This is a genomic window from Roseicyclus mahoneyensis (genome assembly GCF_003148775.1).
GTDB classification, from domain to species: Bacteria; Pseudomonadota; Alphaproteobacteria; order Rhodobacterales; family Rhodobacteraceae; genus Roseicyclus; species Roseicyclus mahoneyensis.
Genome location: NZ_QGGW01000010.1, coordinates 1 through 21581, shown reverse-complemented (window position 1 = coordinate 21581; position 21581 = coordinate 1). Strand labels below are relative to the sequence as shown.

Genomic DNA, 21581 nt, shown 5'->3' with positions numbered 1-21581 from the left:
ATCGATGGCGCTTGCCTCGGTCTCTGGTTGGGGCTGCGTCAGGCTCTCGCTCCGTCGAATTTCCGTGCCTTTTCAATTGGCCAGAGCCTGCACCAGTGCCCTGCGCTTTGCCAGCGCTTTCTCGACCGGTTGTGGTGTGACGACGCTCGACAGGTCGGGCCGTCGCGCGCTAGGCTGGCGCTATCCATTTGCTGCCCAAGGAATAAACCCCCGTGCCCTTTTCCCGCCCGCAAGATGTCACATACACCCGGCTGCTGATCCTCCTGTGCCTGCTCGCCGCGCCCGCACCGATTGCCATTGCGCAGCAAGGGACGGATACGGCCATCATCATCGCCCAAGACCCGGCACCTGAGGATGCGGCCGCCGAGGCCGAGCGTCTGGCGGCCGAGGCCCGCGCCGCTGCCGAGGCCGCCGCCGCTGCCCAGGCCGTGGCGATTGCACAGGCCCAGGCCGAGGCCGAGGCGCGCCGCGCCATCGTCGCCGCCGAGATCGCCCGTCTGGCCGAGGAACGGGAGGCCCTAAGGCGCGCCGAGCAAGAGGCCGCCGCCGCCGCCGAGGCCGAACGCCTCGCCGCCGAGGCCCGCGCCGCTGCCGAGGCCGCCACCGCTGCCCAGGCCACGGCGATTGCACAGGCCCAGGCCGAGGCCGAAGCCCGCCGCGCCACCGTCGCGGCCGAGATTGCCCGTCTCGCCGAAGAACGCGCGGCCCGCCAACTGGCCGAGGCTGCGGTTGCCGCCTGCATGGATCGCGCAGGCCCTGCCTCGGCCGAGGTGCCGGTGAGCGAAGCCGCCCAGCGTGCGGTCTTCGCCCGTCTGCGCGACGCGCTGGCCCTCTGCCAGGAGGCCGTGTCGCTTGCCCCCGAGGCAGGCGGCCCGCTCTTCCATCTCGCCACCGTGGCGCAGGCCCGCGGGGAGCATCGCGAGGCCGTTGCGCTCTACGACCGTGCCGCCGCAGCCGGCATCGGCGCGGCCCACACACGGCTGGGGGATTACTACAATTTCGCCATCGGCCCCATCCGGGCCGACCTCGACCGCGCCATCACCGCCTATCGCGCCGCCACCGACCTCGGCGATCCCGCGGGTACGACCACGCTGGCCTTCATGCACCGCCTCGGGCGCGGCGTGCCGCGCGATGCGGCCGAGATGATCCGCCTGTTCCGCACCGCCGCCGATCAGGGCTACCATTTCGCCCAGATCAACCTCGCCCAGACCTACCTGACCGGCGAGGGCGTGCCGGGCGGCGCCGATCCCGCGCTCGGCATCCCCGATCCGCGCGCCGCCGTGCCCTTGCTTGCAGCGGCTGCGCGCGGCGGCAATCTCGACGCCGCGCTGGGTCTGGCCAGCCTCTATGCCGCGGGCGCCGAGGGTGTCGCGCCCAGCCCCGCGATGCGCCTGCGCTGGACGCGTGCCGCCGCCGAGGCCGGCCACTCGCCCGCCGTCGCAGCCCTCGCCTTTCTGCGTGAACAGGGCATCGGTGCGCCCGCCGACCCGGTCGCGGCCGCGCAAGGCTATGTCGCGGCACTGGAGACCGGCGAAGTCGCGGTCGAGGATCTGCGCGCCGCAGGTGGCCCGCGTCCACCGGCGTGGGAACGGCAGACGGCGATCGAGTTCCAGCTGATCTTGCAGGCGCGCGGCCTGTATCAAGGTGCGATCGACGGCATGGTAGGCCCCGGAACGCTGGGCGGTGCGCGGGCGCTGGCCGATTGAAGTGATGCGTGAAGAACGAGCCGCAACCCTTTGATCAGGATTGACGATCCATCCCGTGATACTCGGCGTTCGGCATCATGTCGGAGGCGATGGCGAAGCGGTTGGACATGTTGAAGAACGCGATGACATCGGCCAGGTCGAAGATCTCGTCCTGGCTCAACCCCGCATCGTGCAGGGCCTGCCGGTCAGGTTCGTCCACTGCCCAAGGCGTGCTCGTCAGCGTCCAGGCGAAATCGAGCATCGCGCGCTGCCGGGGCTCCAGCTGCGCGACGCGGTAGTTCATCACCAGCATCTCGCCCAGTTGCGGATCGCCCGAGAGCGCGCGCACCGCCTGACCATGGGCGACAAGGCAGTAGAAACAGCGGTTCGCGCTCGAGACCACGACCGCCACCATCTCGCGCTCCAACTTGCTCAGCCCCGAGGGCGCCAGCATCAGCGTGTTGTAATATTGCGCGAAGGCCCTGAGCTTGTCCTGGTTGCGCGAAAAAGTGCGCAACACATTCGGCACCATCCCCAGCTTGTCCCTGCAGACCTGAAAATAGCGCTGCATGTCCTCGTCGAGATCGGCAAGATCGGGCAGATCGTAGATCGACACATGATCGGGCTGCGGCATGGCGGGTTCCTCCCCTTCAAGGGCGGGCTCGCCCTTTCATCTTTCCACAAATATGCTGGGGAGCGCGAGGGGGGAACCCCCTCGCACCGGTCGACCGCGTAGCGGGCGAAGCCGGTTCACGCCACCGCCAGCCCCTCGTCCGACAACCCGTCGAGCCGTGGCATGAGCGAGAGCAGGTGCTGAGTGTAGGGATGCTGCGGCGCCTCGAAGAGCGTCTCGGTCTCGGCCACCTCGACCAGCTTGCCATCCTTCATCACGCCGACCCGGTCGCACATCTGGCGCACCACGGGCAGATCGTGGCTGATGAACAGCATGGTCAGACCAAGATGGTCCTGCAGATCCTTGAGAATGTTGAGGATCTGCGCCTGGATCGACACGTCGAGCGCGCTTGTCGGCTCGTCGCAGATCAAGAACCGTGGCTGGGTCGCCAGCGCGCGCGCGATGGAGATCCGCTGCCGTTGCCCGCCCGAAAACTCATGCGGAAACTTGACGCCCGCCTCGGCCCCAAGCCCGACCCGGTCCAGCAGTTCCGCCACCCGGTTGCGCAGGGCCTGCCCCTTGAGCAGCCCGTGATGACGCGCGGGCTCGGCCACGATCTCGTCCACCCGCATGCGCGGGTTCAGGCTGGAATAGGGGTCTTGAAAGATCATCTGGATCTCGCGGCGATACCAGTCGGGCACGCCTCGTGTCGTCGCGGTCACGTCACGCCCGCCGTAGCGCACCGTTCCGCCATCGACAGGATAAAGCCCCGCGATCATCCGGGCTATGGTGGATTTTCCCGAGCCGCTTTCGCCTACAAGGCCAAAGACCTCGCCTTGCCGGATGGTAAAGCTCGCGCTGTCCACGGCGGTGAAATAGCCCCGACGCGACGGCAAGATGGCCTGTTTCGACACGAAGCGCTTGCTGATCCCCTCGATTTCGATCAGAGGCGCGCCGCGTTCGCCCGTGCTTTTAGGCCAGTTGCGCGCCAGATCCGCGATGGCAAAGCCCGTGACCCGTCCGCCGTAATCGATTAGGGGAAAGCGGTGCAGCTTGACCGTGGGGCGCGGCACGGCAGCGATCAGGGATTTCGTGTAGGGGTGCGACGGCGCGCCCAGAACCCGTGCCGTCGGCCCGCTTTCCACCACCTCGCCGCGATACATCACCGTCACCACGTCGGTCGTGTCGGCGATGACGCCCATGTCATGGGTGATGAGGATGACGCCCACCCGCCGTTCGCGCGCCAGACCCTTGATCAGGTCAAGGATCTGCGCCTGGATTGAGACGTCGAGAGCTGTGGTCGGCTCATCTGCGATGATGACGTCAGGCTCGGAACACAGCGCCAGCGCGATCACCACGCGCTGCCGCATGCCGCCGGAAAACTGGTGCGGATACTGGTTCACGCGCGCGCGCGCGTCGGGGATGCCGACGCGGTCGATCAGGTTGATGGCACGTGCCAGCGCCTCGGTCTCGGACAGGTGCAGATGTGCGCGGATCGTCTCGACCAGTTGCTGGCCCACGGTGAAGAGCGGGTTGAGCGACGTCAGCGGATCTTGAAAGATCATCGAGATCTTGCGGCCACGCAGGCTCGCCATCGCCTCGGCATCAAGGCCGGAAATCTCCTCGCCGCGAAAGCGGATGACGCCGCCGGTGATCTTGCCCGGCGGATCAAGCAGGCCCATGACGGCCGCACCTATCGTGGATTTGCCCGCGCCCGATTCCCCGACAAGGCCGTGGATCTGCCCCGGCTCGACCGTCAGATGCGCGTCCTTGACCGCCACGAAGGTCTCGCGCCGGGTGGGGAACTGGACGGTGAGGTTTTCGATTTCCAGCAGGGCCATCAGCGCAACCTCGGGTTCAGCGCGTCGCGCAGCCAGTCGCCCAAGAGGTTCACCGACAAGGCCAGCACCAAGAGTGTGCAGGCCGGGAAGAACAAGATCCACCATTCGCCCGAAAAGAGGAAGCTCTGTCCGATCCGGATGAGCGTGCCGAGCGAAGGCTCGGTCGGCGGCGCGCCGACGCCGAGGAAACTCAGCGTCGCCTCGGCGATGATGGCAAGCGCGAGGCTGATCGTGGCGATGACCAGCACCGGCGAGAGCACGTTTGGCAGGATATGGCGCAGCATGATCGCCGCCGGGCTGCGCCCGATCAGGCGCGCGGCCTGCACGTATTCCTTGGATTTCTCGACCATGGTGGCGCCGCGCACCACGCGGGCGAACTGCACCCAATCCGACAGGCCGATGGCGATGATCAGCACCCAGATCGCCACGTCATTGCGGTATTCTGGCGGCGTGATCCCCTTGGCGATGCCAAAGATCAGCATGGCGACAAGGATCGCGGGAAAGGTCAGCTGCACATCGGCCACGCGCATGATGATGGTTTCCACCAACCCGCCCACATAGCCCGCGATCAGGCCAAGCGTGATGCCCAGCACCATCGCAAAGCCCACGGCGGCGAAGCCCACGAAAAGCGAGATCCTGAGGCCGTAGAGGATGGTGGAAAAGACGTCGCGGCCCTGGTCGTCGGTGCCGAGCACGAAGCTCTCGCCGGTGAACATGTTGGCCTCACCGGGGGGCGTGAAGCCGTTCATCAGGTTCAGCGTGGCCGGGTTGAACGGATCATGCGGCGCGATGAGGGGTGCGAAGACGGCCGACAGGATCAAGATGGCCGTCACCGCAAAGGAGATCATCGCCACCGGCGAGTGGCGGAAGGCATGGGCGACATCGCTGTCCCATGTCATGGCCAGCCGTGACCGCGCGACGGTTTTCGGGGCAGGGGTGTCGGTCATGGCGTCAGCTCCTCAACCTTGGGTCGATGGCGACGTAGAGCAGGTCGACGATCAGGTTGATGCCCACGAACATGACCGAGATCAGCATGAGATAGGCGGCCATGACGGGAATATCGACGAACTGGATCGCGTTGATGAAGAGAAGGCCCACACCGGGCCACTGGAACACCGTCTCGGTGATGATGGCAAAGGCGATGATGGAGCCAAGCTGCAGGCCGGTGACGGTTATCACGGGGACCAGCGTGTTCTTGAGCGCATGGCGGAAATGGATCGCCCGCTGCGACAACCCGCGGGCGCGGGCAAAGCGGATGTAATCTTGTCGCATCACCTCGAGCATTTCGGAGCGCACAAGCCGCATGATCAGCGTCATCTGGTAAAGGCCGAGCGTGATCGAGGGCAAGATGAGGGCGATCAACCCCGATTGCGTGAGAAATCCGGTCGACCAGCCCCCGACCATCACCGTCTCGCCGCGCCCGAAACTGGGCAGCCACCTGAGCTCCACCGCAAAGAGGTAGATCAGCAAGATACCGATGAGGAAGGTGGGCAGCGACACGCCGATCAGGCTGAGCGCCATGATCGCATTGGCCGAAAACCCGTGCCTCCGTATCGCGGTGAAGACGCCCAGCCCGATGCCCATCAACAGGGCGAAGGTGCCCGAGACAGCGGCCAGTTCCAGCGTGGCGGGCAGGCGTTCGGCGATGATCTCGGCCACCGGGCGGCCTTGGCGGTAGGAAATGCCCAGATCGCCCTGCAGCGCGCGGCCGAGGAAATTCCAGTACTGGACAAAGAACGGGTCGTTCAGGCCAAGGCTTTCACGCAGACGCTCGATATCTTGTACGGTGCGTTCCTGCCCCAGCATGGTGTCCACCGGGTCGCCCACGAACCGGAACATCGCAAAGGCCACCAATCCCACGACCAGCAGGACAAGCACGGATTGCAAGATGCGGCGGAAGATGTAGCTGACCATATGGCTGGCGTCCCCGTTGGCGTCTGACAGGGGTGCAATGGGTGGCCCCGCCCGTCAAGTCTTGCCCCGTGGTAAACCCTACCACGCCAAGGGGGCCTGTCTGCCCCTGTGGCGGGTTTCTTTTTCTCGGGGCCTGACCTCAGTCCACCGTCACCCAGCGCAGGATGAAGAAATTGTCGGGCCGCTGGGTCAGGCTCACGCCGTCGCGCACGCCCCAAAGCAGCGGTTCGACGTAGAGGGGGACATAGACCATGTCCTCCTGAATGGTGGCTGCGGTCTCGTCCAGCATCGCCTGACGGGCGCTGTCGTCGATCTCGGACTGGATCAACGGGATCAGCGCGTCGATGCGCGGGTTGGAATAACCGCCGAAATTCCAGGTGCCGAGCGCATCACCGGCGGTGTGCACGAGAAAGCGCAGCGGATGTTCGGCATCGAAGGTGCCCGGCGACCAGCCCAGCAGGTACATGTCGAAATTGCCCGCGCGCAGTTCCGGCCAGTAGTTCGACACCGGACCGGCCTCAAGCGTGGCGGTCATGCCGACCTGCGCCAGCATGCCGACGACGGCCTGACAGACGGCCTCGTCGTTGATGTAGCGGTCATTGGTGCATGACAGGGTGAAGTCGAACCCGTCGGGATACCCCGCCTCGGCCAACAAGGCGCGGGCGGCATCGGGGTCGAGCGGGGGCCGCGTGTCGAGCCCGGTGGAAAACCCGCGCGACGACGGCGGAACAAGCTGGCTGGCGGGTTCGGCCGAGCCGCGCATGATGGTCTGCAAGATCGCATCGACATTGACCGCTTGGGCCACCGCGCGGCGCACGCGGACGTCGCTGAACGGGTTGGGCGCACCGTTTTGCAACGTTTCGTGGTCATGGGCAAAGCCCAGCATGATGACGCGCGTCTCGATCCCCCTGAGGACGGAGACGCCATCGCCCGCCTCGATCCTTGCGGCGTCTTGCACCGGGACGGGGTTGATCATGTCGATCTCGCCCGAGAGCAGCGCCGCCACGGCGGTGGCGTCGTTCTGGATCGGGGTAAAGATGGCTTGGGTGATGTTGTGCTCCACCTCGCCCCACCAGCCGTCGAAGGGTTCCAGCACGGTTTCGAGATCGGGCTGGCGCGACACGAGGCGGAAGGCGGCGGTGCCGTTGGCGTTCAGCGTCGCGAAATTCTCGACGTCGCGGGCCACGCCCGTCGCGTCATTGGCCGCTGCCCAGCCACTGTCCATGATCATCCAGTTGGCGATCGAGTCGGGAAAGATCGGCTGGGGCGCCGTGGTCAGGATGTCGACGGTGAAGTCGTCGACCACGACCACGTCGCTCACCGGCGCAAACCAGCTGCGCACGTCCGAGGCCTCGGACGAGGCGCGCTCGTAGCTGAAGCGGACATCCTCGGCGGTGAAGGCGGCGCCGTCGTGGAAAGTGACACCCTCGCGCAGGGTAAAGCGCCAGCCGGCACCTTCGGGCAAGGGTTCCCATGCGGTGGCGAGCGAGGCCTCGATGGTCATGTCGCGGCCGCGCCGCACCAGCCCCTCGTAGACATTGTTCAAAAACCCCAGAACAGGCGTCGAGGAGACGGCATGCGGGTCCATCGTCTGCGGATCGGTGGTCGAGGCCCAGCGGAAGGTTTCGGAATACGCAGGTGCTGCCAGCATCGCCGCAAGGGCGGTGGCGGTCAAAAGGCGGTTCATGTCGCAGATCTCCCGGTGGTGAGGCGCTTGGTGTGGCGCGCGGGCCAGTCTCGCGCGCTGGCCTGCGGCAGCGTGACGCAGTTTTGACGTGATTGCAAAGGCGCGGATGTCACGGTTTGGTGATGGGCCGTGGCAATCACCGGCCCGCTATCAGGCGGCAAAGGCTGTGTCTCAGCCCCAGATCAGATGCGTCACGTGATAGAACACAGGTGCCGCAAAGATCACGCCATGCAGTTGGTCCAAAAAGCCGCCCTGACCGGGGATCAGGTGGGACCAGTCCTTGACCCCCTTGTCGCGCTTGATCGCGGCAAAGACGAGGCTGCCGAAAATGCCCGCCGCTGCCGCAAGGGCCGCCATCGCCGCCGCCCCGGCCATGCCGAAGGGGGTGATCCAGCCCAGCCCGGCCCCGATGATGCCGGCCCCGATGACGCCAGCCGCGACTCCCTCGAGCGTGCGCGGCGACAGGGCGGGCGCGATCCGCCTGCGGCCCAGACTGCGCCCGACGTAATAATCGACCAGATCGCCCGATTGCACCACGATCACGAGGAACACGATCAGCAGCACCGACCGGTCCGATCCGTCCGGCATGCCATAGGTCAACAGCGCGGGCACATGGCTGATGCAAAAGACGCAGATCATCAGCCCCCATTGCGTTTCGGCCACCCGCACGAGGAACCTGTCCGGGTCGCCACGCAGCGCCGAAACGATGGGCAACAGCAAGAAGGCATAGACCGGGATGAAGACGGTATGGAGCCCCGTCCAACCCAGCCCCACGAAGACATATTGCAGCGGCAAGATGACGAAAGCCCCTAGCGCCAGCGACAAATGATCGGCCCGACGCTTGGTGGCATAGGTCAGGAACTCGCGCAGCGCCGCGAAGCTTGCGAAGGCAAAGAGCAGCAAGAGGCCGATCTTTCCCGACAGCACGGCCAACGACAGCAAGATCACCATGCCCCACCACGATTGCACGCGGGTCATGAAGGTCTCGACGCCCGGATCGGTCTCGCCCCATGGCAGGCGGGCGCGCAGGATCTCGCCCACCAGCGTCAGCGCGGTCAGGATGCCGATCACCCCTGTGGCAAGGATCAGGATGTCGAAGGTGGTCTGGCTGGTCATGGGCGTTCCTCGACGTCCTCGGGGCGCAGCGCCACCAGCGCCGCCGCCGCGCGAGCCAGGAAATTGCCCCGGTTCTCGCCCGGCTCGACCCGGACGGGCGCGCCAAAGGTGACGGTGCAGATCAGCGGCAGCGGGATGACCTCGCCTTTGGGCATGATCTCGTTGAGGTTGGCGATCCAGGCGGGCACGAGGTCGACATCGGGACGGGCGCGGCCGATGTTGTAGAGGCCCGCGCGGAAGGGCAGCAGCGGCTCGTCGCCCATGTTCCGGTTGCCCTCGGGAAAGATGATGAGGCTGGAACCCTCGTCCAGCGCCTCGAGGATCGCGATCATCGGGTCCTCGGTCCGGCCCTCGCGGTTGCGGTCGACGAGGACGCAGTTGAAGACCTCGGGCCCGACAAAGGCCCGCAAAGGCGTCTTGAGCCAGTAATCGGCGGCGGCGACCGGGCGGGTGATGCGGCGGATGTGGCCGGGCAGGCAGGCCCAGATCATCGGCATGTCGGCATTCGAGACGTGATTGGCGTAATAGACCCGCTGGCGGGCGACGGGTTCCACCCCGCGCCAGTCGGCACGGACTGCGGTGATGAAGCGGGCCAGCAAGACCAGCGCATTACCCACGATCCGCGCGGCAAGGCGGCGGGGCAGGCTGCGCCGTGGTCTGGGGTCTGTCATGCCGTCCTCCCGGTGGGGCAGAGTGGCGAGGGCCGGGGCGGCCCGTCAAGGGGTAAGGCTTGTGCTTGTGCCGCTGCCTCAGGCTTGGCAAAAGCGGGCGCGGGGGGCGTGTCGAGGCGTTGGGGCCACGGCATCGCGCGCCCGTATCAGGGAGGATGGACCATCATGTCATGGGCACGCGGCCGCACGGCTTCAGGGACGATCGTCACCGGTGTCATCGAGGCCGAGGCGCTGCATCCACGCGCGGCGCTGGGCGCGGACGAAGCGGCAGGCGCTCCGGTCGCGCTGGCTGATCTGACGCTACTGGCCCCCGTGGTGCCGGGCAAGTTCATCGGGCTGTGGAACAACTACAAGGCCGCAGCCAAAAAGGGTGGGCAGGCCCATCCGACCCATCCGCTTTGGTTTCTCAAGGCCTGCACCTCGCTGGCGGGGCCGGGTGATGCGGTCGTGATCCCCGAAAGTGCGGGGCGGGTGATCTTCGAGGGCGAATTGGGCATCGTGATCGGGCGGCCCTGCAAGGATGCGACCGAGGCCGAGGCGGAGGCCGCGATCCTTGGCTACACCTGCGTGAACGACATCACTTCGCTCGATGTGCTGAGCGCGGACTCGAGTTTCGCGCAATGGACCCGCGCCAAGAGCTTTGACGGCTTTGGTGTGGTGGGGCCGGTCATTGCGACAGACCTCGACTGGCGCAGCCTTGTGATCAAGGTGCTGGTCGACGGGCGCGAACGGCAAAGCTACGAGGCGTCGGACATGATCTTGACCCCTCCCCAGATCGTGCGCCTGCTGTCGCAAGATATGACGCTCAATCCCGGCGACGTGATCGCTTGTGGCACGTCGCTGGGCGCCCGCCCCGTGAAGGCGGGGCAGGTGGTCGAGGTGGTGATCGACGGCATAGGGGCAGTCGGCGTGACCATGGTGGGGCCGACCGGCGCGACATGACGGGCTGTCGCGCCACGAACAGGCATGCGGCAAAAGGAAAAAGGGCGCGCCATGGCAGCGCGCCCTTTGGAAATCCGGGTCCGAAGGCCCTTGTTACATCAGTTCGATGTTCACGGCGCTTTCGCGGCCATCACGGCCTTTTTCGAGGTCAAACTTGACCTTCTGGTTGTCGGCGAGGCCGGTCAGGCCCGAACGCTCGACGCCAGAGATGTGCACGAACACGTCCTTGGAGCCGCCATCGGGCGCGATAAAGCCGTAGCCTTTGGTGGTGTTGAACCATTTCACGGTGCCAGTGGCCATAACCGTGGTCTCCTGTCTTATCACACTGCCCGCACCATGCGGCAGTCCGGCGTAACCCATGCAAGATCGAGAGCACAAGCCTGGCCATGAGGGCTAAGACAGGGGTCGATAGAGTAGAGATAGCGCACAAAACATGCCCCATTTTGCGCCACAAGTAAAGGCGATTCCCCGGTGCGCGGGGGGCGGACCCGGCGGCGGCCGTCCTCTGCCTGACCCATGTCAAGGCGACGTCACCCTGCGTCGCTAGGTTCGGACCCAAGCTGCCCGGGCAATCCGGACCCGACGTGCAGACCCAAAGGAACGACATGACCATCCTGACCAGCATTCCCTATGCCGATCTGATCCCCGGGCAGGAGGCGCGCGTGCAACGCCTCTGCCGCGCCGAGGATCTTTATGTCTTTGCGCATTCCAGCGGCAACATGAACCCGATGCATCTGCCCAAGCTCGATGGCGACGGCGACGGGCGCCCCGAGGCGGTCGCGCCCTCGGCCTGGGTGGCGGCGCTGATCTCGGGGGTCTTGGGCAACCAGTTGCCGGGGCCGGGGACGCTTTATCTGGCGCAGGACCTGCGTTTTGTCGGACGCGCCCATGCGGGCGAGACGCTCAGCATCGGCGTGAGGGTCGTCGACAAGTTGCCGGCGCGCGCCGTGCGGCTGGCGGTCTGGGTCGACGGGCCTGCGGGCCGCGTCGCCGAGGGCGAGGTGACGGTGCAGGCACCTGATGCCGTGCGCCGTTTCGACGGCGTGGAAGTGCCGGGCCTGACGGTGCAGTCGCACCGCCATTTCGACGCCCTGCTGGCGCGCGCAGCACCCTTGCCGCCCCTGCCCACGGTGGTGGTCTGCCCTGAAAGCCCCGATGCGGTGATGGGGGCGGTCATGGCGCGCGATCATACGCTGATCTCCCCGCTCTTCGTCGGCTGCCCTGACAAGATCGCCGCTGCCGCGGCCGAGGCCGGGGCTGACATCGCGGGGATCGAGATCGTCGACATCCCCGACCACCGCGCGGCCGCCCTGCGCGCGGTCGCGCTGATCCATGAGGGGCGGGCAAGGGCGCTGATGAAGGGCCATCTGCACACCGACCAGCTTTTGCACGCGATCCTGAAGAAGGAGGGTGGGCTGCGGACCAACCGCCGCCTGTCCCATGTCTTCGTCATGGATGTGCCGGGGCTGGAGCATCTGCTCTTTGTCACCGATGCCGCGATCAACATCGCGCCCGATCTGGAATGCAAGGTGTCCATCGTGCAAAACGCCATCGATCTGGCGCGCGCACTGGGCGTCGAGCTGCCCAAGGTCGGCATCCTCTCGGCGGTGGAAACGGTAACGGCCTCCATCCCCTCGACGCTTGATGCCGCGATCTTGTCCAAGATGGCCGATCGGGGCCAGATCACGGGGGGGCTGGTCGACGGGCCCTTGGCGATGGACAATGCGGTCGATCCGGGCGCCGCGCGCACCAAGGGGTTGACCGGGTTGGTGGCCGGGCGCGCCGAGATCCTCGTCGCGCCGAACATGGAGGCGGGCAACATGATCGCCAAGGAACTGACGTTTCTGGCCCATGCGGCGGCGGCGGGCATCGTGATGGGGGCGCAGGTGCCGGTGATCCTGACCTCGCGCGCCGATGACGACAAGGCGCGGCTGGCGTCTTGCGCGGTGGCGGCGCTTTATGCCGAAAGCCTGCGATGAGCCTGATCCTGACGCTCAACGCAGGCTCCAGCTCGATCAAGTTCGGGCTTTATGCACCCTCCGACGAGCCGCGTGAGGAAGCGCGCGGCCAGATCGACGCGCTGGGCCCTGAGGCCCGGTTGGTGATCGAGGCGGGCGGGGTCGAGACCTCCGAGGTGATCGGCCCGGCCGACCATGCCACGGGTCTTGCCCGCCTGATCGCGGCGCTGGGACCGCTCTGTGCCGCGCGGCAGATCGCGGCGGTTGGGCACCGGGTGGTGCATGGCGGGCCGGACATCGACGGGCCGCGCGTCCTGACGCCCGCACTTGTCGCGCAGCTCGACGCGCTGGCGCCGCTGGCGCCGCTGCACCAGCCGCACAATCTGGCGGGCGTGCGCGCCGCCCTTGCAGCCTTTCCGGAGGCGGTGCAGGTCGCGGCCTTCGACACCGCGTTTCATCGCGGCCATCCCTTCGTCAACGACACCTTCGCGCTGCCAAGGCGGTTCTTCGAGGCGGGCGTGCGCCGCTACGGGTTCCACGGGTTGAGCTACGACTACATCGCGGGCCGCCTGAGGGCGGTGCATCCGCGCCTGTTCGAGGGTCGCGTGATCGTGGCCCATCTGGGCAACGGCGCCTCGCTTTGCGCGCTGGAGGGGGGGCGGTCCGTCGCCTCCACCATGGGCTTCTCGGCGCTGGACGGGATGCCGATGGGAACACGGGTGGGCCAGCTTGATCCGGGCGTGGTGTTGTTCTTGCTCGATCAGGGCATGACGGCGGGCCAGATCACCGATCTGCTTTACAAGGAAAGCGGGCTCAAGGGCTTGTCGGGGATCAGCCATGACATGCGGGTGCTGCTGGCCTCGGAGGCGCGCGAGGCCGAGGAGGCGATCGCCTATTACAGCTTTCGGCTGGCGCGCGAGATCGGCGGGCTTGCGGCCGCGCTGGGGGGGATCGACGCGCTGGTCTTCACCGGCGGCATTGGCGAGAATGCGGGCCCGATCCGGGCGCGCGCGGTTGCAAAGCTGGGCTTTCTGGGGTTGGCCGTGGACGCTGACCGCAATGCCGTCAATGCCGCTACAATCCATGCCGGGCGGGTGCCGATCCTGGTGATGGCGACCGACGAGGAGCGGATCATCGCGCGCGCATGCGCCCGGGCGCTCTTGACGAAAGGCGCAGAAGGCGAAAACTGGATCCCATGCGTCTCCTCTTGATCCTTGTCGCTCTTGCCGTCCTCGCCGTTATCGGCGCTGCGGTCTATTTCCGCACGGTGGCCATGCCCGCCGAGGTCTGGCATGTCGATCCGGGCAGCGTGACCCCGCCTGCGAGCCCGAATTTCGAGCTGCGGCGGGGCGAGGGCGCACCGGTCTTCGACGCAACGGCCGATGTGATGGCCGCGCGGATCGACGCCATCGCCACGGCCGAAGGGGCCGCGATGATCGGCGGCGATCTGGCAACCGGGCAGATGACCTATGTGGCGCGCTCGCGGATCATGGGCTTTCCCGATGCGGTCTCGGTCCGGCTGGTGCCAGTGGCGGGCGGCACGCGGGTGGAGATATTTTCGCGCGCGCGCTTTGGCTATTCCGACATGGGCGTGAATGCCGCCCGCGTCGCCCGCTGGATCGCGGCCGCGCGCGGCTGAGGCGTGCAGCCCGCCCCTTGACCCGCGCCGCGCGGCCCGTCACATCGCGGCCATGTTGTCGCAAGATCGCCTGCACCAGATCACCGAGCGGTTCGAGTATCTCGAGGCGCGGCTGAACGCCGGCACGGCCTCGGAGGATTTCGCGCGCATCAGCCGGGAATACGCCGAGCTGAAGCCCGTGGCCGAGGAGGTCGCGGCCTGGCGCAGGCTGACGGCCGAGATCGCGGAGGCCGAGGCGATGCTGGCCGACCCCGAGATGCACGCGCTGGCCGAGGAGGAACTGCCCCGCCTGCGCGCGGCGCTGTGCGAGGGGGAGGCGGCGCTGCAGCTGGCGCTCTTGCCCCGCGATGCCGCCGACGCGCGCCCTGCGATGATCGAGATCCGGCCCGGCACCGGCGGCGACGAAGCGGCGCTGTTCGCGGGCGACCTGCTGCGGATGTATACCCGCTATGCCGAGGCGCGCGGCTGGCGGCTGGAGATCGTCGATCTGCAGGAGACCGATCTGGGCGGCATCAAGGAAGTGACGGCGCGGATCGAGGGCGAGGGGGTCTTTGCCCGGCTGAAATACGAAAGCGGCGTGCACCGGGTGCAGCGCGTGCCCGAGACGGAATCGGGGGGGCGCATCCACACGTCGGCGGCGACTGTCGCGGTCCTGCCCGAGGCCGAGGCGGTGGAGATCGACATTCCCGCGGGCGATATCCGCATCGACACGATGCGATCCTCGGGCGCGGGCGGCCAGCATGTGAACACGACGGATTCCGCCGTGCGCATCACCCATCTGCCCAGCGGCATCGTGGTGACAAGCTCCGAGAAATCCCAGCACCGCAACCGCGAGATCGCAATGCAGGTGCTGCGCGCGCGGCTGTTCGATCAGGAGCGGCGCCGCGCGGCCGATGCGATGGCCGCCGACCGCAAGGCGCAGGTGGGCTCGGGCGACCGGTCCGAGCGCATCCGGACCTATAATTTCCCGCAAGGGCGGATGACGGACCACCGGATCAACCTGACGCTTTACCGTCTGGAGCAGATCCTCGCGGGCGATCTGGACGAGGTGATCGATGCGCTGAGCGCGGATGCGCAGGCCCGACTGCTGGCCGAGATGGATGGCTGAGGGGCCGGGCTGTTTCGCGGGCCTTGCCCGCGAGCCCGCGCGCGGGGCGCCTGCGGCGCGACCGCGCGTGGGCGCCCTTGCCGGCGTCCTGCGTCCGTGGGTGGGGGCGGGATGCCTCCGGCGGGCATATTTGGGGAAAGATGAGGGCGGGAGACACCGGGCATGACGGCCGCGGATTGGATGGCGCGGGCCATGGGGCTGTTGCGGCCGATATCGGGCGACCTTGCGGCGCGCGAGGCGCGGATGGTGCTGGGGGCGGCAACCGGCTGGTCGGCGGCGCGGGTCGCGGTGGCGGGGGGGGAGGCGCTGGAGGCGCCGGTGCTGGAGGCGGCCGAGGCGATGCTGGCGCGGCGTCTGGCGCGCGAGCCGATGGCGCAGATCCTGGGGCAATGGCTGTTTTTTGGGCGGGCCTTTCGGGTCACGCGTGACACGCTGACGCCGCGTCCCGATACCGAGACGCTGGTCGATCTGGCCCTGTCTGCGCCCTTCGGACGGCTGCTGGATCTGGGGACCGGAACGGGGGCGATCGCCGTGTCGCTGCTGGCCGAGCGGCGGGAAGCCACGGGTGTTGCCAGCGATGTCTCGGCCGAGGCGCTGGCGGTGGCCGCCGTGAATGCGGCGCGGCATGGGGTGGCAGGGCGTATCGAGCTCGTGCAGTCCGATTGGTGGGAGGGGATCGAGGGGTCGTTCGACCTGATCGTGTCGAACCCGCCCTATGTAAGCGCCGAGGACTACGCTGGCCTGGCCCCCGAGATCACAAGATGGGAGCCGCGCCGTGCGCTGACGCCCGAGGGTGACGGCCTGTCGGCCTATCGGATCATCTTGTCGCGCATGACGGCCCATCTGGTGCCGGGCGGGCGCTGTCTGGTCGAGATCGGCGCCGCGCAGGGACAGGCGGTTGCAGCGCTGTTCGAGGTGGCGGGGTTGGAGGACGTGGCGGTGCATCCCGACATCAATGGCAAGCCTCGTGTCGTGTCGGGACGACGCGCGCGCGCCGCGACTGCGGCCTAATGGTCGCGATCGGGGCGGTTTTCCGCGCCTTTCCCCGGTTTGGGCGTCGATTGCTCTTGTCACGCGGCGCTCCGCATGCTTACTCATCCCCAGCGAGAGGGACTGTCCCAGGACAACCCCCCGCGGTTCTGCCGAATTTTCCGTGCCGTTTCGCCCTAGCGCCGGTGCGGGTACAGAGCGTCCATGCACTTCGGTGCAGGCGCCGCCAACCCAGGACAACTGGAACCGTATTTATCACATGAGATCATCTAAGAACCGCTCGCGGTCCAAGGGGAACCGCAATCGCTCGGTCGGCAACGTCGTCAACCGCGTCTTTGATTCGTCCGGGCCGGAAGGCAAGGTGCGCGGCACGCCGCAACAGATCATCGACAAGTACAACCAGCTGGCGCGCGATGCGCAGCTGTCCAACGACCGGGTCGCCGCCGAGAATTTCCAGCAACATGCGGAACACTACCTGCGCATGCTGGCCGAGGCGCAGCGCGAACAAGATGCCCGCCAGCCGCAGCAGGGCCAGCAGGGCCGTGAGCGCGGCGACGGCGACGAGCGGGACGGTTATGGCTATGGCGAGGGTGCGCCGCAGGCGCAGGGCCAGCCGCAGCAAGAGCGCGCCTATGACCGGCCGCAGGACCGCCAGCCCGAGCGGGCGGATCGTCAGCCGGAACGAGCCGAGCGTCAGCCCGAGCGGGCAGAGCGTCAGCCGGAACGGGCGGAGCGTCAGCCCGAGCGGGCGGATGACAAACCCTTGCGGAGCGATTTCGATGCGGTGCTCGATGGCGGCGGAGCGGGGGACAGCACCCTTGTCGAGACGCCAGAGAGCGCGCCGAAGCCCAAGCGCAGCCGCACGCGGCGCCCGCGCAAGACGGATGATGCGGGTGAGGCGGGAGGCGAGCCGTCCTCGGACACTCCTCAAGAGGCCGCCGAGTAATTACCGTGGCCCGATCCGTGCCGTGACCGGCCCGGACTGTGGCAAGCCCGTCCGGCTCAGCCCGCCACAGCGCGCGCCAAGGCGCAAAACCCTTCGATCGGGACCTGTTCGGCCCGGTCGGTGGGGGTCAGGCCCGCCGCCACGATCCTGTCCTCGATATCGGGTGCGAGCCCCTTCAGCGCCGCGCGCAGCATCTTGCGGCGCTGGTTGAAGGCTTTTGCCACCACCCTTTCCAGCACGGCTTGATCGGCCGGAAAGCGCGGGGCGGGCAGGGCGGTCAGATGCACCACCGCGGAATGGACCTTGGGGGCGGGGGTGAAGGCCTCGGGCGGCAGGGTCATGGCGATGCGCGCCTCGCAGCGCCATTGCGCAAGGATCGCAAGCCGACCGTAGGCCTTGGACCCGGGGCGCGCCACGATCCGGTCCGCGACTTCGCGCTGGAACATCAAGGTCAGAGATTGCCATTGTGGCGGCCAGCCGGACGGCGTCAGCCAGCGCACCAGCAATTCGGTCCCGACATTATAGGGCAGGTTGGCCACGATCTTGATCGGGGGCGTCAGATGCGCGGCCCAGTCGAGCGCCAGCGCATCGGCGTTCAGCACCTCGAGCCGGCCCGGATAGGCGGCCGCGATCTGGGCCAGCGCGGGCAGGCAGCGGGCGTCCTTTTCCACCGCGACCACGCGGCGCGCGCCTTCGGCCAAGAGCCCGCGCGTCAGCCCGCCGGGGCCCGGCCCAACCTCAAGCACGTCGAAACCGGTCAGATCCCCCGCCGTGCGCGCGATCTTGGCGGTAAGGTTGAGATCGAGCAGGAAATTCTGTCCCAGCGCCTTTTTGGCCGACAGATCGTGTGTCGCGATGACCTCGCGCAGGGGGGGAAGGCTGTCGATGGTGCTCATGCTGCAGGGCTTGCCGTGAATTCGCGCGCCAGCGCAAGCGTTCAGCCCAGAAAGATGCCCGTCACGACCGACATCAGCCCCAGGACCGACACCAGAAGCGCACCCATGTTGATGGTGACGATGCGTTGCAGGCGCACCCGCAGTTCGGCGTCGGGCAGGCCCGCCCGCTTGGCCGTGACAGCCGCCCAGATGCACCACGCCAGCGCGAGGAGCCCCGCCAGAGCCATGGCCGTTCCGACATAGACCAGAGCGGCCATGCAGCATCCTTTCCCAAGCGATCCGTGATTGACCTAGTCCAGCACTTCGCGGCTGGCAAGGCTTGTGGCGGGGCCGGGCTGCGGCTAGATCGGAGGTCCGGAATTCCCCCTTCAGATGCGAGATACCCGATGGACGTGACCGAGATCGACGGCGATACCGCCGCCCGCCCCGACACCTACCGCGTCACCGCCGACGAACTGCGCCAGTTCATCGAGCGGTTCGAGCGGCTGGAGGCCGAGAAGAAGGACATCGCCGACCAGCAAAAGGAGGTCATGGCCGAGGCGAAATCGCGCGGCTACGACACCAAGGTGATGCGCAAGGTCATCGCGCTGCGCAAACGCGAGCCCGATGACATCGCCGAGGAAGAGGCGGTGCTGGAGATGTACAAGGAAGCGCTGGGGATGCGCTGAGCGCAGGCCGCGGGCTGCCGCATCGGGTCAGGCAGATGTGCCGTCCGGGCGCGGCAGCGGCAGCCATGCGCCGCGCCGAAGCTTGGCCATATCGGCGCCGCAGGTGATGCTCAGATGGTTGGAGATCTCCCCGTTGCAGGCCTTGTCGCGGGCGGCGAGCCAAGGCAACAGGTCGGCCCTGTCGGCCTGCACGACATGGTGTAGGGCCGCCGCCATCTCGGCCGTTTCTCCCGTCGCGCGCAGGGCTTGCCCCATCGGGTGCAACACGGCAAAGGCCAGCGACGCGCGGTCAGGATCGGCGCGCAGAACCCCGAGATCGCGGGCGCTGATGGGCAGGTCGACGCTGAAATCGACCGGCCCCGAGCTCACGGGAAGCGAATAGATGAGGCCCTCGGGCGTCTCGGACACGATCGGTTGCCACGGCCCGCCGAAATAGACCATCGGGGCGGTCCCCCTGAAGGTGCGCACGCGCAACAGGCTTTCCGAGCTGTCGTGTTGAACCCGGCCCAGATCGCGGAACGCCAGCTTGTCCAGCAGCCGGATTGGCGCCGGGTCGGCCGCGCGCAGGAGCGCGTGGAGATAGGGGGTGAGACCCTGTGCCTCGGTCAGATCGACCAGAGCCGCTGCCAGATCGGTGGCCCAGCCCCGTCCCCGGACCGCAGGCGACAGGTAGCACGAGATGTTCAGCCCGGGAAAACCCGTCTGATGGGTCACGCCGCAGAGCCCGACAGGTCTATCGCCGTGCAAGACAACCCAGCGCCCGAACCCGTGACGCTGCCAATGGTCGAGATCGCGGGCAAAGCCCGCCGCCATCTGCGCCGGGGCGGGGCCACGGCGCAGCCCCTCGGGATCGGCCATCAGCGGGCGCAAGCAATCAAGATCCGCGGGACCGATCCGCCGCGCCCAGACGGCACCTGCATCCCAGCGTTCAGGTGCGCGCGCCGTCATGGCGTCAGCAGCGTCACGCCCGGAATGCGGGCGATCTCGGCCATGTCGTCATCATAGGCGAGGCTGATCTCCTCGATCAGGTCAGGCGTCCAGCCGGGCAGGTCGAGTTCTTCCTCGATCGCGGTGTCTATGGCGTAGCGGTCGAGGAAGGCGCCCACGATGCGTCGGCGCTGGATCTCGGACTGGGCCGGGTTGTCGGCGAGATAGCGTTGCAGGCGATTGAAGCCGGTGGGGTCCATGATCGTCTCGATCAGGTCGTCGCTGCCCTTGAGCGGATAGTCGAAGGGCACATCGGCGATCTCGCGCAGGAGTTGGCCCCACAGGAGCGGCGTATCCTCGTTGCACCACACGGTGACAGGAACGTCGGGATGGGCCAGCCGCAGCCGGCTCAGCATTTCCGACCATGCCACGGCATGGGGCTGCATGTTCTCGCTGAACTCGGGGAAGTCGCTGAACTTGGAGGCGGCGAAAAGTGCAGGAATCAGGGTTGCCGGATTTCGCATGCCGATGAAGACCTCGGGTTCGGCCTGTGGAAAAAGCCCGCGGAGCGCCGCGACCTGACGGTCGATCATCGCCCAGATCTGCGGGCCCTGCACGACGAGGCGATGGATGCACACGAGACGCGGATCGGAAAAGATCAGCCGGTCGGCCGGCATCTCGTCGATGATGGCATCAAGCAGCGCGTCTTGTACGTCACGGCTGGCGGTCTGGCCCTTGAGCGCACGCAGCGTGTCGCGCAAGAGCGGGCGGTAACGGGCGATGGACGGGGCGAGGATTCCATCCTCGGCCAGCCGCGCCCGGTTCTTGCCAAGCGATTGAAGCAACAAACCCTGATCGGTGCACGGCGCGCCGAGGTGAAAGACAACCTGCATGCTGTGTTTGACCCTGACCCGTCTGCCTGCCCGCGCGGGACCCTATACCGCCCACGTGCGCGGTGCAAACCCGCCCATGCTTGCGCGCCGGCGAGCCATGTCGTATGCGGATCGCGGCAGCCCCTATAGCTCAGCTGGTAGAGCATCTGATTTGTAATCAGAGGGTCGGGAGTTCGAGTCTCTCTGGGGGCACCAACGTTTTCAACTGCGCTTGCAAAATCAGCGACATACGAACTTCGTCTTCGTGGCCCGTGTGCAGCAAAAAGCGCAGCCAAAGCAGTGTGTCTGCACCCCCTCAGTCGTCGATCTTGAACTTGCCCGCTTGAGGCGTGATGCATCCTTGGGCCGTTGATCTGAGTGTTGCATATCCTCGTACCCACTGAGACTGCTGTCGGCCTGAAAGGTGTTAGCCTCCGTAAAGCAACTTGGCTCAGGTGGCGGAGTTACCACAATTTGGCCCATCTGGCTGCGAGCCGAGGCGCATGAGGGATAGGTTCTTTGGTTAGCCGATCCTGAACTCACCCCATGAGCATCCTGGGCCGCATTGGGACCTCTGCGCGGACGGTCAGCACACCAACAGGATCTTGGACCAATGTCGACGGTCGGATCTCGTCACCCCAGTGCCAAAACCAAAGAAGCGAAAGGCGTCACTTAAGCATCAGGCCGAGGCTCCGTTCTCGACCCTGCCGTGTCCGGCCAGCACCAACGTCTGAACGGGCGGGCCACGCGTTACGGCCAGGAAGGCGTCGAGATCAGATTCGCCTCTCTGGCAGGTGAGGTCGGTGATGTGATCCATGTCCACGTCCCTGGAGCGGAACGATCGCATGCCGACGCGACGACTTTTCGCTTGTGGACAAGGGTGGCACGCAAGAGGCGACTGATTTTTCTGACGCACGTCGCCGATGAAAAAAGCCTCTTGCAGCCGCTCGCGGCAATGAGTAGACACCCTTCACCGGCGGCGCTGAGGTGCTGACGGGACGCCGGACGGGACTGGGACTGGGGCTGAGGTTTTGGACCCGCGAGGCGAAGAAAAAAACTGAGACACATGAGGCAGGTTGCGCTCAAAGGAAAGAGCGCTACCGGTTTG

At 67.0% G+C, this 21581-nt stretch carries 22 protein-coding genes and 1 tRNA gene; 10 read left to right on the top strand and 13 right to left on the bottom strand.

What is annotated here, in order from left to right; all coding sequences use genetic code 11:
* Positions 1-212 precede the first annotated feature (212 nt).
* Positions 213-1706, top strand: coding sequence for a tetratricopeptide repeat protein (locus C7455_RS16675; RefSeq protein ID WP_109670177.1), 1494 nt, complete (start codon positions 213-215; stop codon positions 1704-1706).
* 34 nt (positions 1707-1740) lie between these two features.
* Here C7455_RS16675 and C7455_RS16670 read toward each other — a convergent pair whose 3' ends face one another.
* The 7 genes from C7455_RS16670 to C7455_RS16640 form a co-directional block, all read right to left on the bottom strand.
* Positions 1741-2319: a peroxidase-related enzyme gene (locus tag C7455_RS16670; RefSeq protein WP_109670175.1), complete on the bottom strand. Its 579-nt coding sequence runs from the start codon at positions 2317-2319 to the stop codon at positions 1741-1743.
* Positions 2320-2435: 116 nt separating this feature from the next.
* On the bottom strand, positions 2436-4139 hold the full coding sequence (locus tag C7455_RS16665; RefSeq protein WP_109670174.1) for an ABC transporter ATP-binding protein: 1704 nt from the start codon (positions 4137-4139) through the stop codon (positions 2436-2438).
* Positions 4139-5086, bottom strand: coding sequence for an ABC transporter permease (locus C7455_RS16660; protein WP_109670172.1), 948 nt, complete (start codon positions 5084-5086; stop codon positions 4139-4141). The genes C7455_RS16665 and C7455_RS16660 overlap by 1 nt, the downstream gene beginning before the upstream one ends.
* Positions 5087-5090: 4 nt before the next feature.
* The gene (locus C7455_RS16655) at positions 5091-6053 is read right to left on the bottom strand and encodes an ABC transporter permease (RefSeq protein WP_109670171.1); all 963 of its coding nucleotides are present in this window, start codon (positions 6051-6053) and stop codon (positions 5091-5093) included.
* Positions 6054-6192: 139 nt separating this feature from the next.
* Complete coding sequence (locus tag C7455_RS16650; RefSeq protein WP_109670169.1) at positions 6193-7740, bottom strand: ABC transporter substrate-binding protein; 1548 nt, start codon at positions 7738-7740, stop codon at positions 6193-6195.
* 171 nt (positions 7741-7911) lie between these two features.
* Positions 7912-8856, bottom strand: coding sequence for a phosphatidate cytidylyltransferase (locus C7455_RS16645; protein WP_109670168.1), 945 nt, complete (start codon positions 8854-8856; stop codon positions 7912-7914).
* Entirely contained in the window at positions 8853-9527 is a 675-nt protein-coding gene (locus tag C7455_RS16640; RefSeq protein WP_109670166.1) for a lysophospholipid acyltransferase family protein, read from the bottom strand. Before C7455_RS16640 ends, C7455_RS16645 begins: the two co-directional genes overlap by 4 nt.
* 165 nt (positions 9528-9692) lie before the next feature.
* Here C7455_RS16640 and C7455_RS16635 point away from each other — a divergent pair, with 165 nt between their 5' ends.
* The gene (locus C7455_RS16635) at positions 9693-10469 is read left to right on the top strand and encodes a fumarylacetoacetate hydrolase family protein (protein ID WP_109670164.1); all 777 of its coding nucleotides are present in this window, start codon (positions 9693-9695) and stop codon (positions 10467-10469) included.
* Between the two features lie 93 nt (positions 10470-10562).
* On the opposite strand, the gene C7455_RS16630 is transcribed toward C7455_RS16635, so the two are convergent.
* Positions 10563-10769 carry a cold-shock protein gene (locus C7455_RS16630; protein ID WP_109670163.1) on the bottom strand — a complete coding sequence of 69 codons (207 nt, stop codon included), beginning with the start codon at positions 10767-10769 and terminating at the stop codon, positions 10563-10565.
* Between the two features lie 305 nt (positions 10770-11074).
* Between C7455_RS16630 and C7455_RS16625 the strand changes: the two genes are divergently transcribed.
* The 6 genes from C7455_RS16625 (at position 11075) to C7455_RS16600 (ending at position 17110) form a co-directional block, all read left to right on the top strand.
* Complete coding sequence (locus C7455_RS16625) at positions 11075-12448, top strand: bifunctional enoyl-CoA hydratase/phosphate acetyltransferase (protein WP_109670161.1); 1374 nt, start codon at positions 11075-11077, stop codon at positions 12446-12448.
* Entirely contained in the window at positions 12445-13638 is a 1194-nt protein-coding gene (locus tag C7455_RS16620; protein WP_109670160.1) for an acetate/propionate family kinase, read from the top strand. The genes C7455_RS16625 and C7455_RS16620 overlap by 4 nt, the downstream gene beginning before the upstream one ends.
* Positions 13623-14066: a DUF1499 domain-containing protein gene (locus tag C7455_RS16615; protein WP_170119119.1), complete on the top strand. Its 444-nt coding sequence runs from the start codon at positions 13623-13625 to the stop codon at positions 14064-14066. Before C7455_RS16620 ends, C7455_RS16615 begins: the two co-directional genes overlap by 16 nt.
* 52 nt (positions 14067-14118) lie before the next feature.
* Positions 14119-15174: a peptide chain release factor 1 gene (prfA, locus tag C7455_RS16610; protein WP_109670320.1), complete on the top strand. Its 1056-nt coding sequence runs from the start codon at positions 14119-14121 to the stop codon at positions 15172-15174.
* Between the two features lie 162 nt (positions 15175-15336).
* Positions 15337-16185 carry a peptide chain release factor N(5)-glutamine methyltransferase gene (gene prmC, locus C7455_RS16605; RefSeq protein ID WP_109670157.1) on the top strand — a complete coding sequence of 283 codons (849 nt, stop codon included), beginning with the start codon at positions 15337-15339 and terminating at the stop codon, positions 16183-16185.
* Positions 16186-16423: 238 nt separating this feature from the next.
* Positions 16424-17110, top strand: a complete 687-nt coding sequence (locus C7455_RS16600) for a DUF4167 domain-containing protein (RefSeq protein ID WP_109670155.1) — start codon at positions 16424-16426, stop codon at positions 17108-17110.
* A 56-nt stretch (positions 17111-17166) separates the two neighbouring features.
* Here C7455_RS16600 and rsmA read toward each other — a convergent pair whose 3' ends face one another.
* Entirely contained in the window at positions 17167-18006 is an 840-nt protein-coding gene (gene rsmA / locus C7455_RS16595) for a 16S rRNA (adenine(1518)-N(6)/adenine(1519)-N(6))-dimethyltransferase RsmA (protein ID WP_109670154.1), read from the bottom strand.
* A 41-nt stretch (positions 18007-18047) separates the two neighbouring features.
* Positions 18048-18263 carry a hypothetical protein gene (locus tag C7455_RS16590; RefSeq protein WP_109670152.1) on the bottom strand — a complete coding sequence of 72 codons (216 nt, stop codon included), beginning with the start codon at positions 18261-18263 and terminating at the stop codon, positions 18048-18050.
* A 144-nt stretch (positions 18264-18407) separates the two neighbouring features.
* Here C7455_RS16590 and C7455_RS16585 point away from each other — a divergent pair, with 144 nt between their 5' ends.
* Positions 18408-18674, top strand: coding sequence for a DUF2312 domain-containing protein (locus C7455_RS16585; RefSeq protein WP_425450655.1), 267 nt, complete (start codon positions 18408-18410; stop codon positions 18672-18674).
* A gap of 27 nt (positions 18675-18701) precedes the next feature.
* Here the strand turns inward: C7455_RS16585 and C7455_RS16580 are convergent, their stop codons facing one another.
* Together C7455_RS16580 and C7455_RS16575 are read right to left on the bottom strand one after the other, a co-directional pair.
* Positions 18702-19622 carry a GNAT family N-acetyltransferase gene (locus C7455_RS16580; protein WP_109670149.1) on the bottom strand — a complete coding sequence of 307 codons (921 nt, stop codon included), beginning with the start codon at positions 19620-19622 and terminating at the stop codon, positions 18702-18704.
* Positions 19619-20446, bottom strand: coding sequence for a hypothetical protein (locus tag C7455_RS16575; protein WP_146200033.1), 828 nt, complete (start codon positions 20444-20446; stop codon positions 19619-19621). Before C7455_RS16575 ends, C7455_RS16580 begins: the two co-directional genes overlap by 4 nt.
* Positions 20447-20613: 167 nt before the next feature.
* On the opposite strand from C7455_RS16575, the gene C7455_RS16570 reads away from it, so the two are divergent.
* Positions 20614-20689: transfer RNA gene (locus tag C7455_RS16570), tRNA-Thr, on the top strand.
* 463 nt (positions 20690-21152) lie between these two features.
* Here the strand turns inward: C7455_RS16570 and C7455_RS20205 are convergent.
* Positions 21153-21290 (bottom strand): hypothetical protein, encoded by a 138-nt coding sequence (locus C7455_RS20205; RefSeq protein ID WP_170119118.1) that lies wholly within the window; start codon positions 21288-21290, stop codon positions 21153-21155.
* Between the last annotated feature and the right edge of the window lie 291 nt (positions 21291-21581).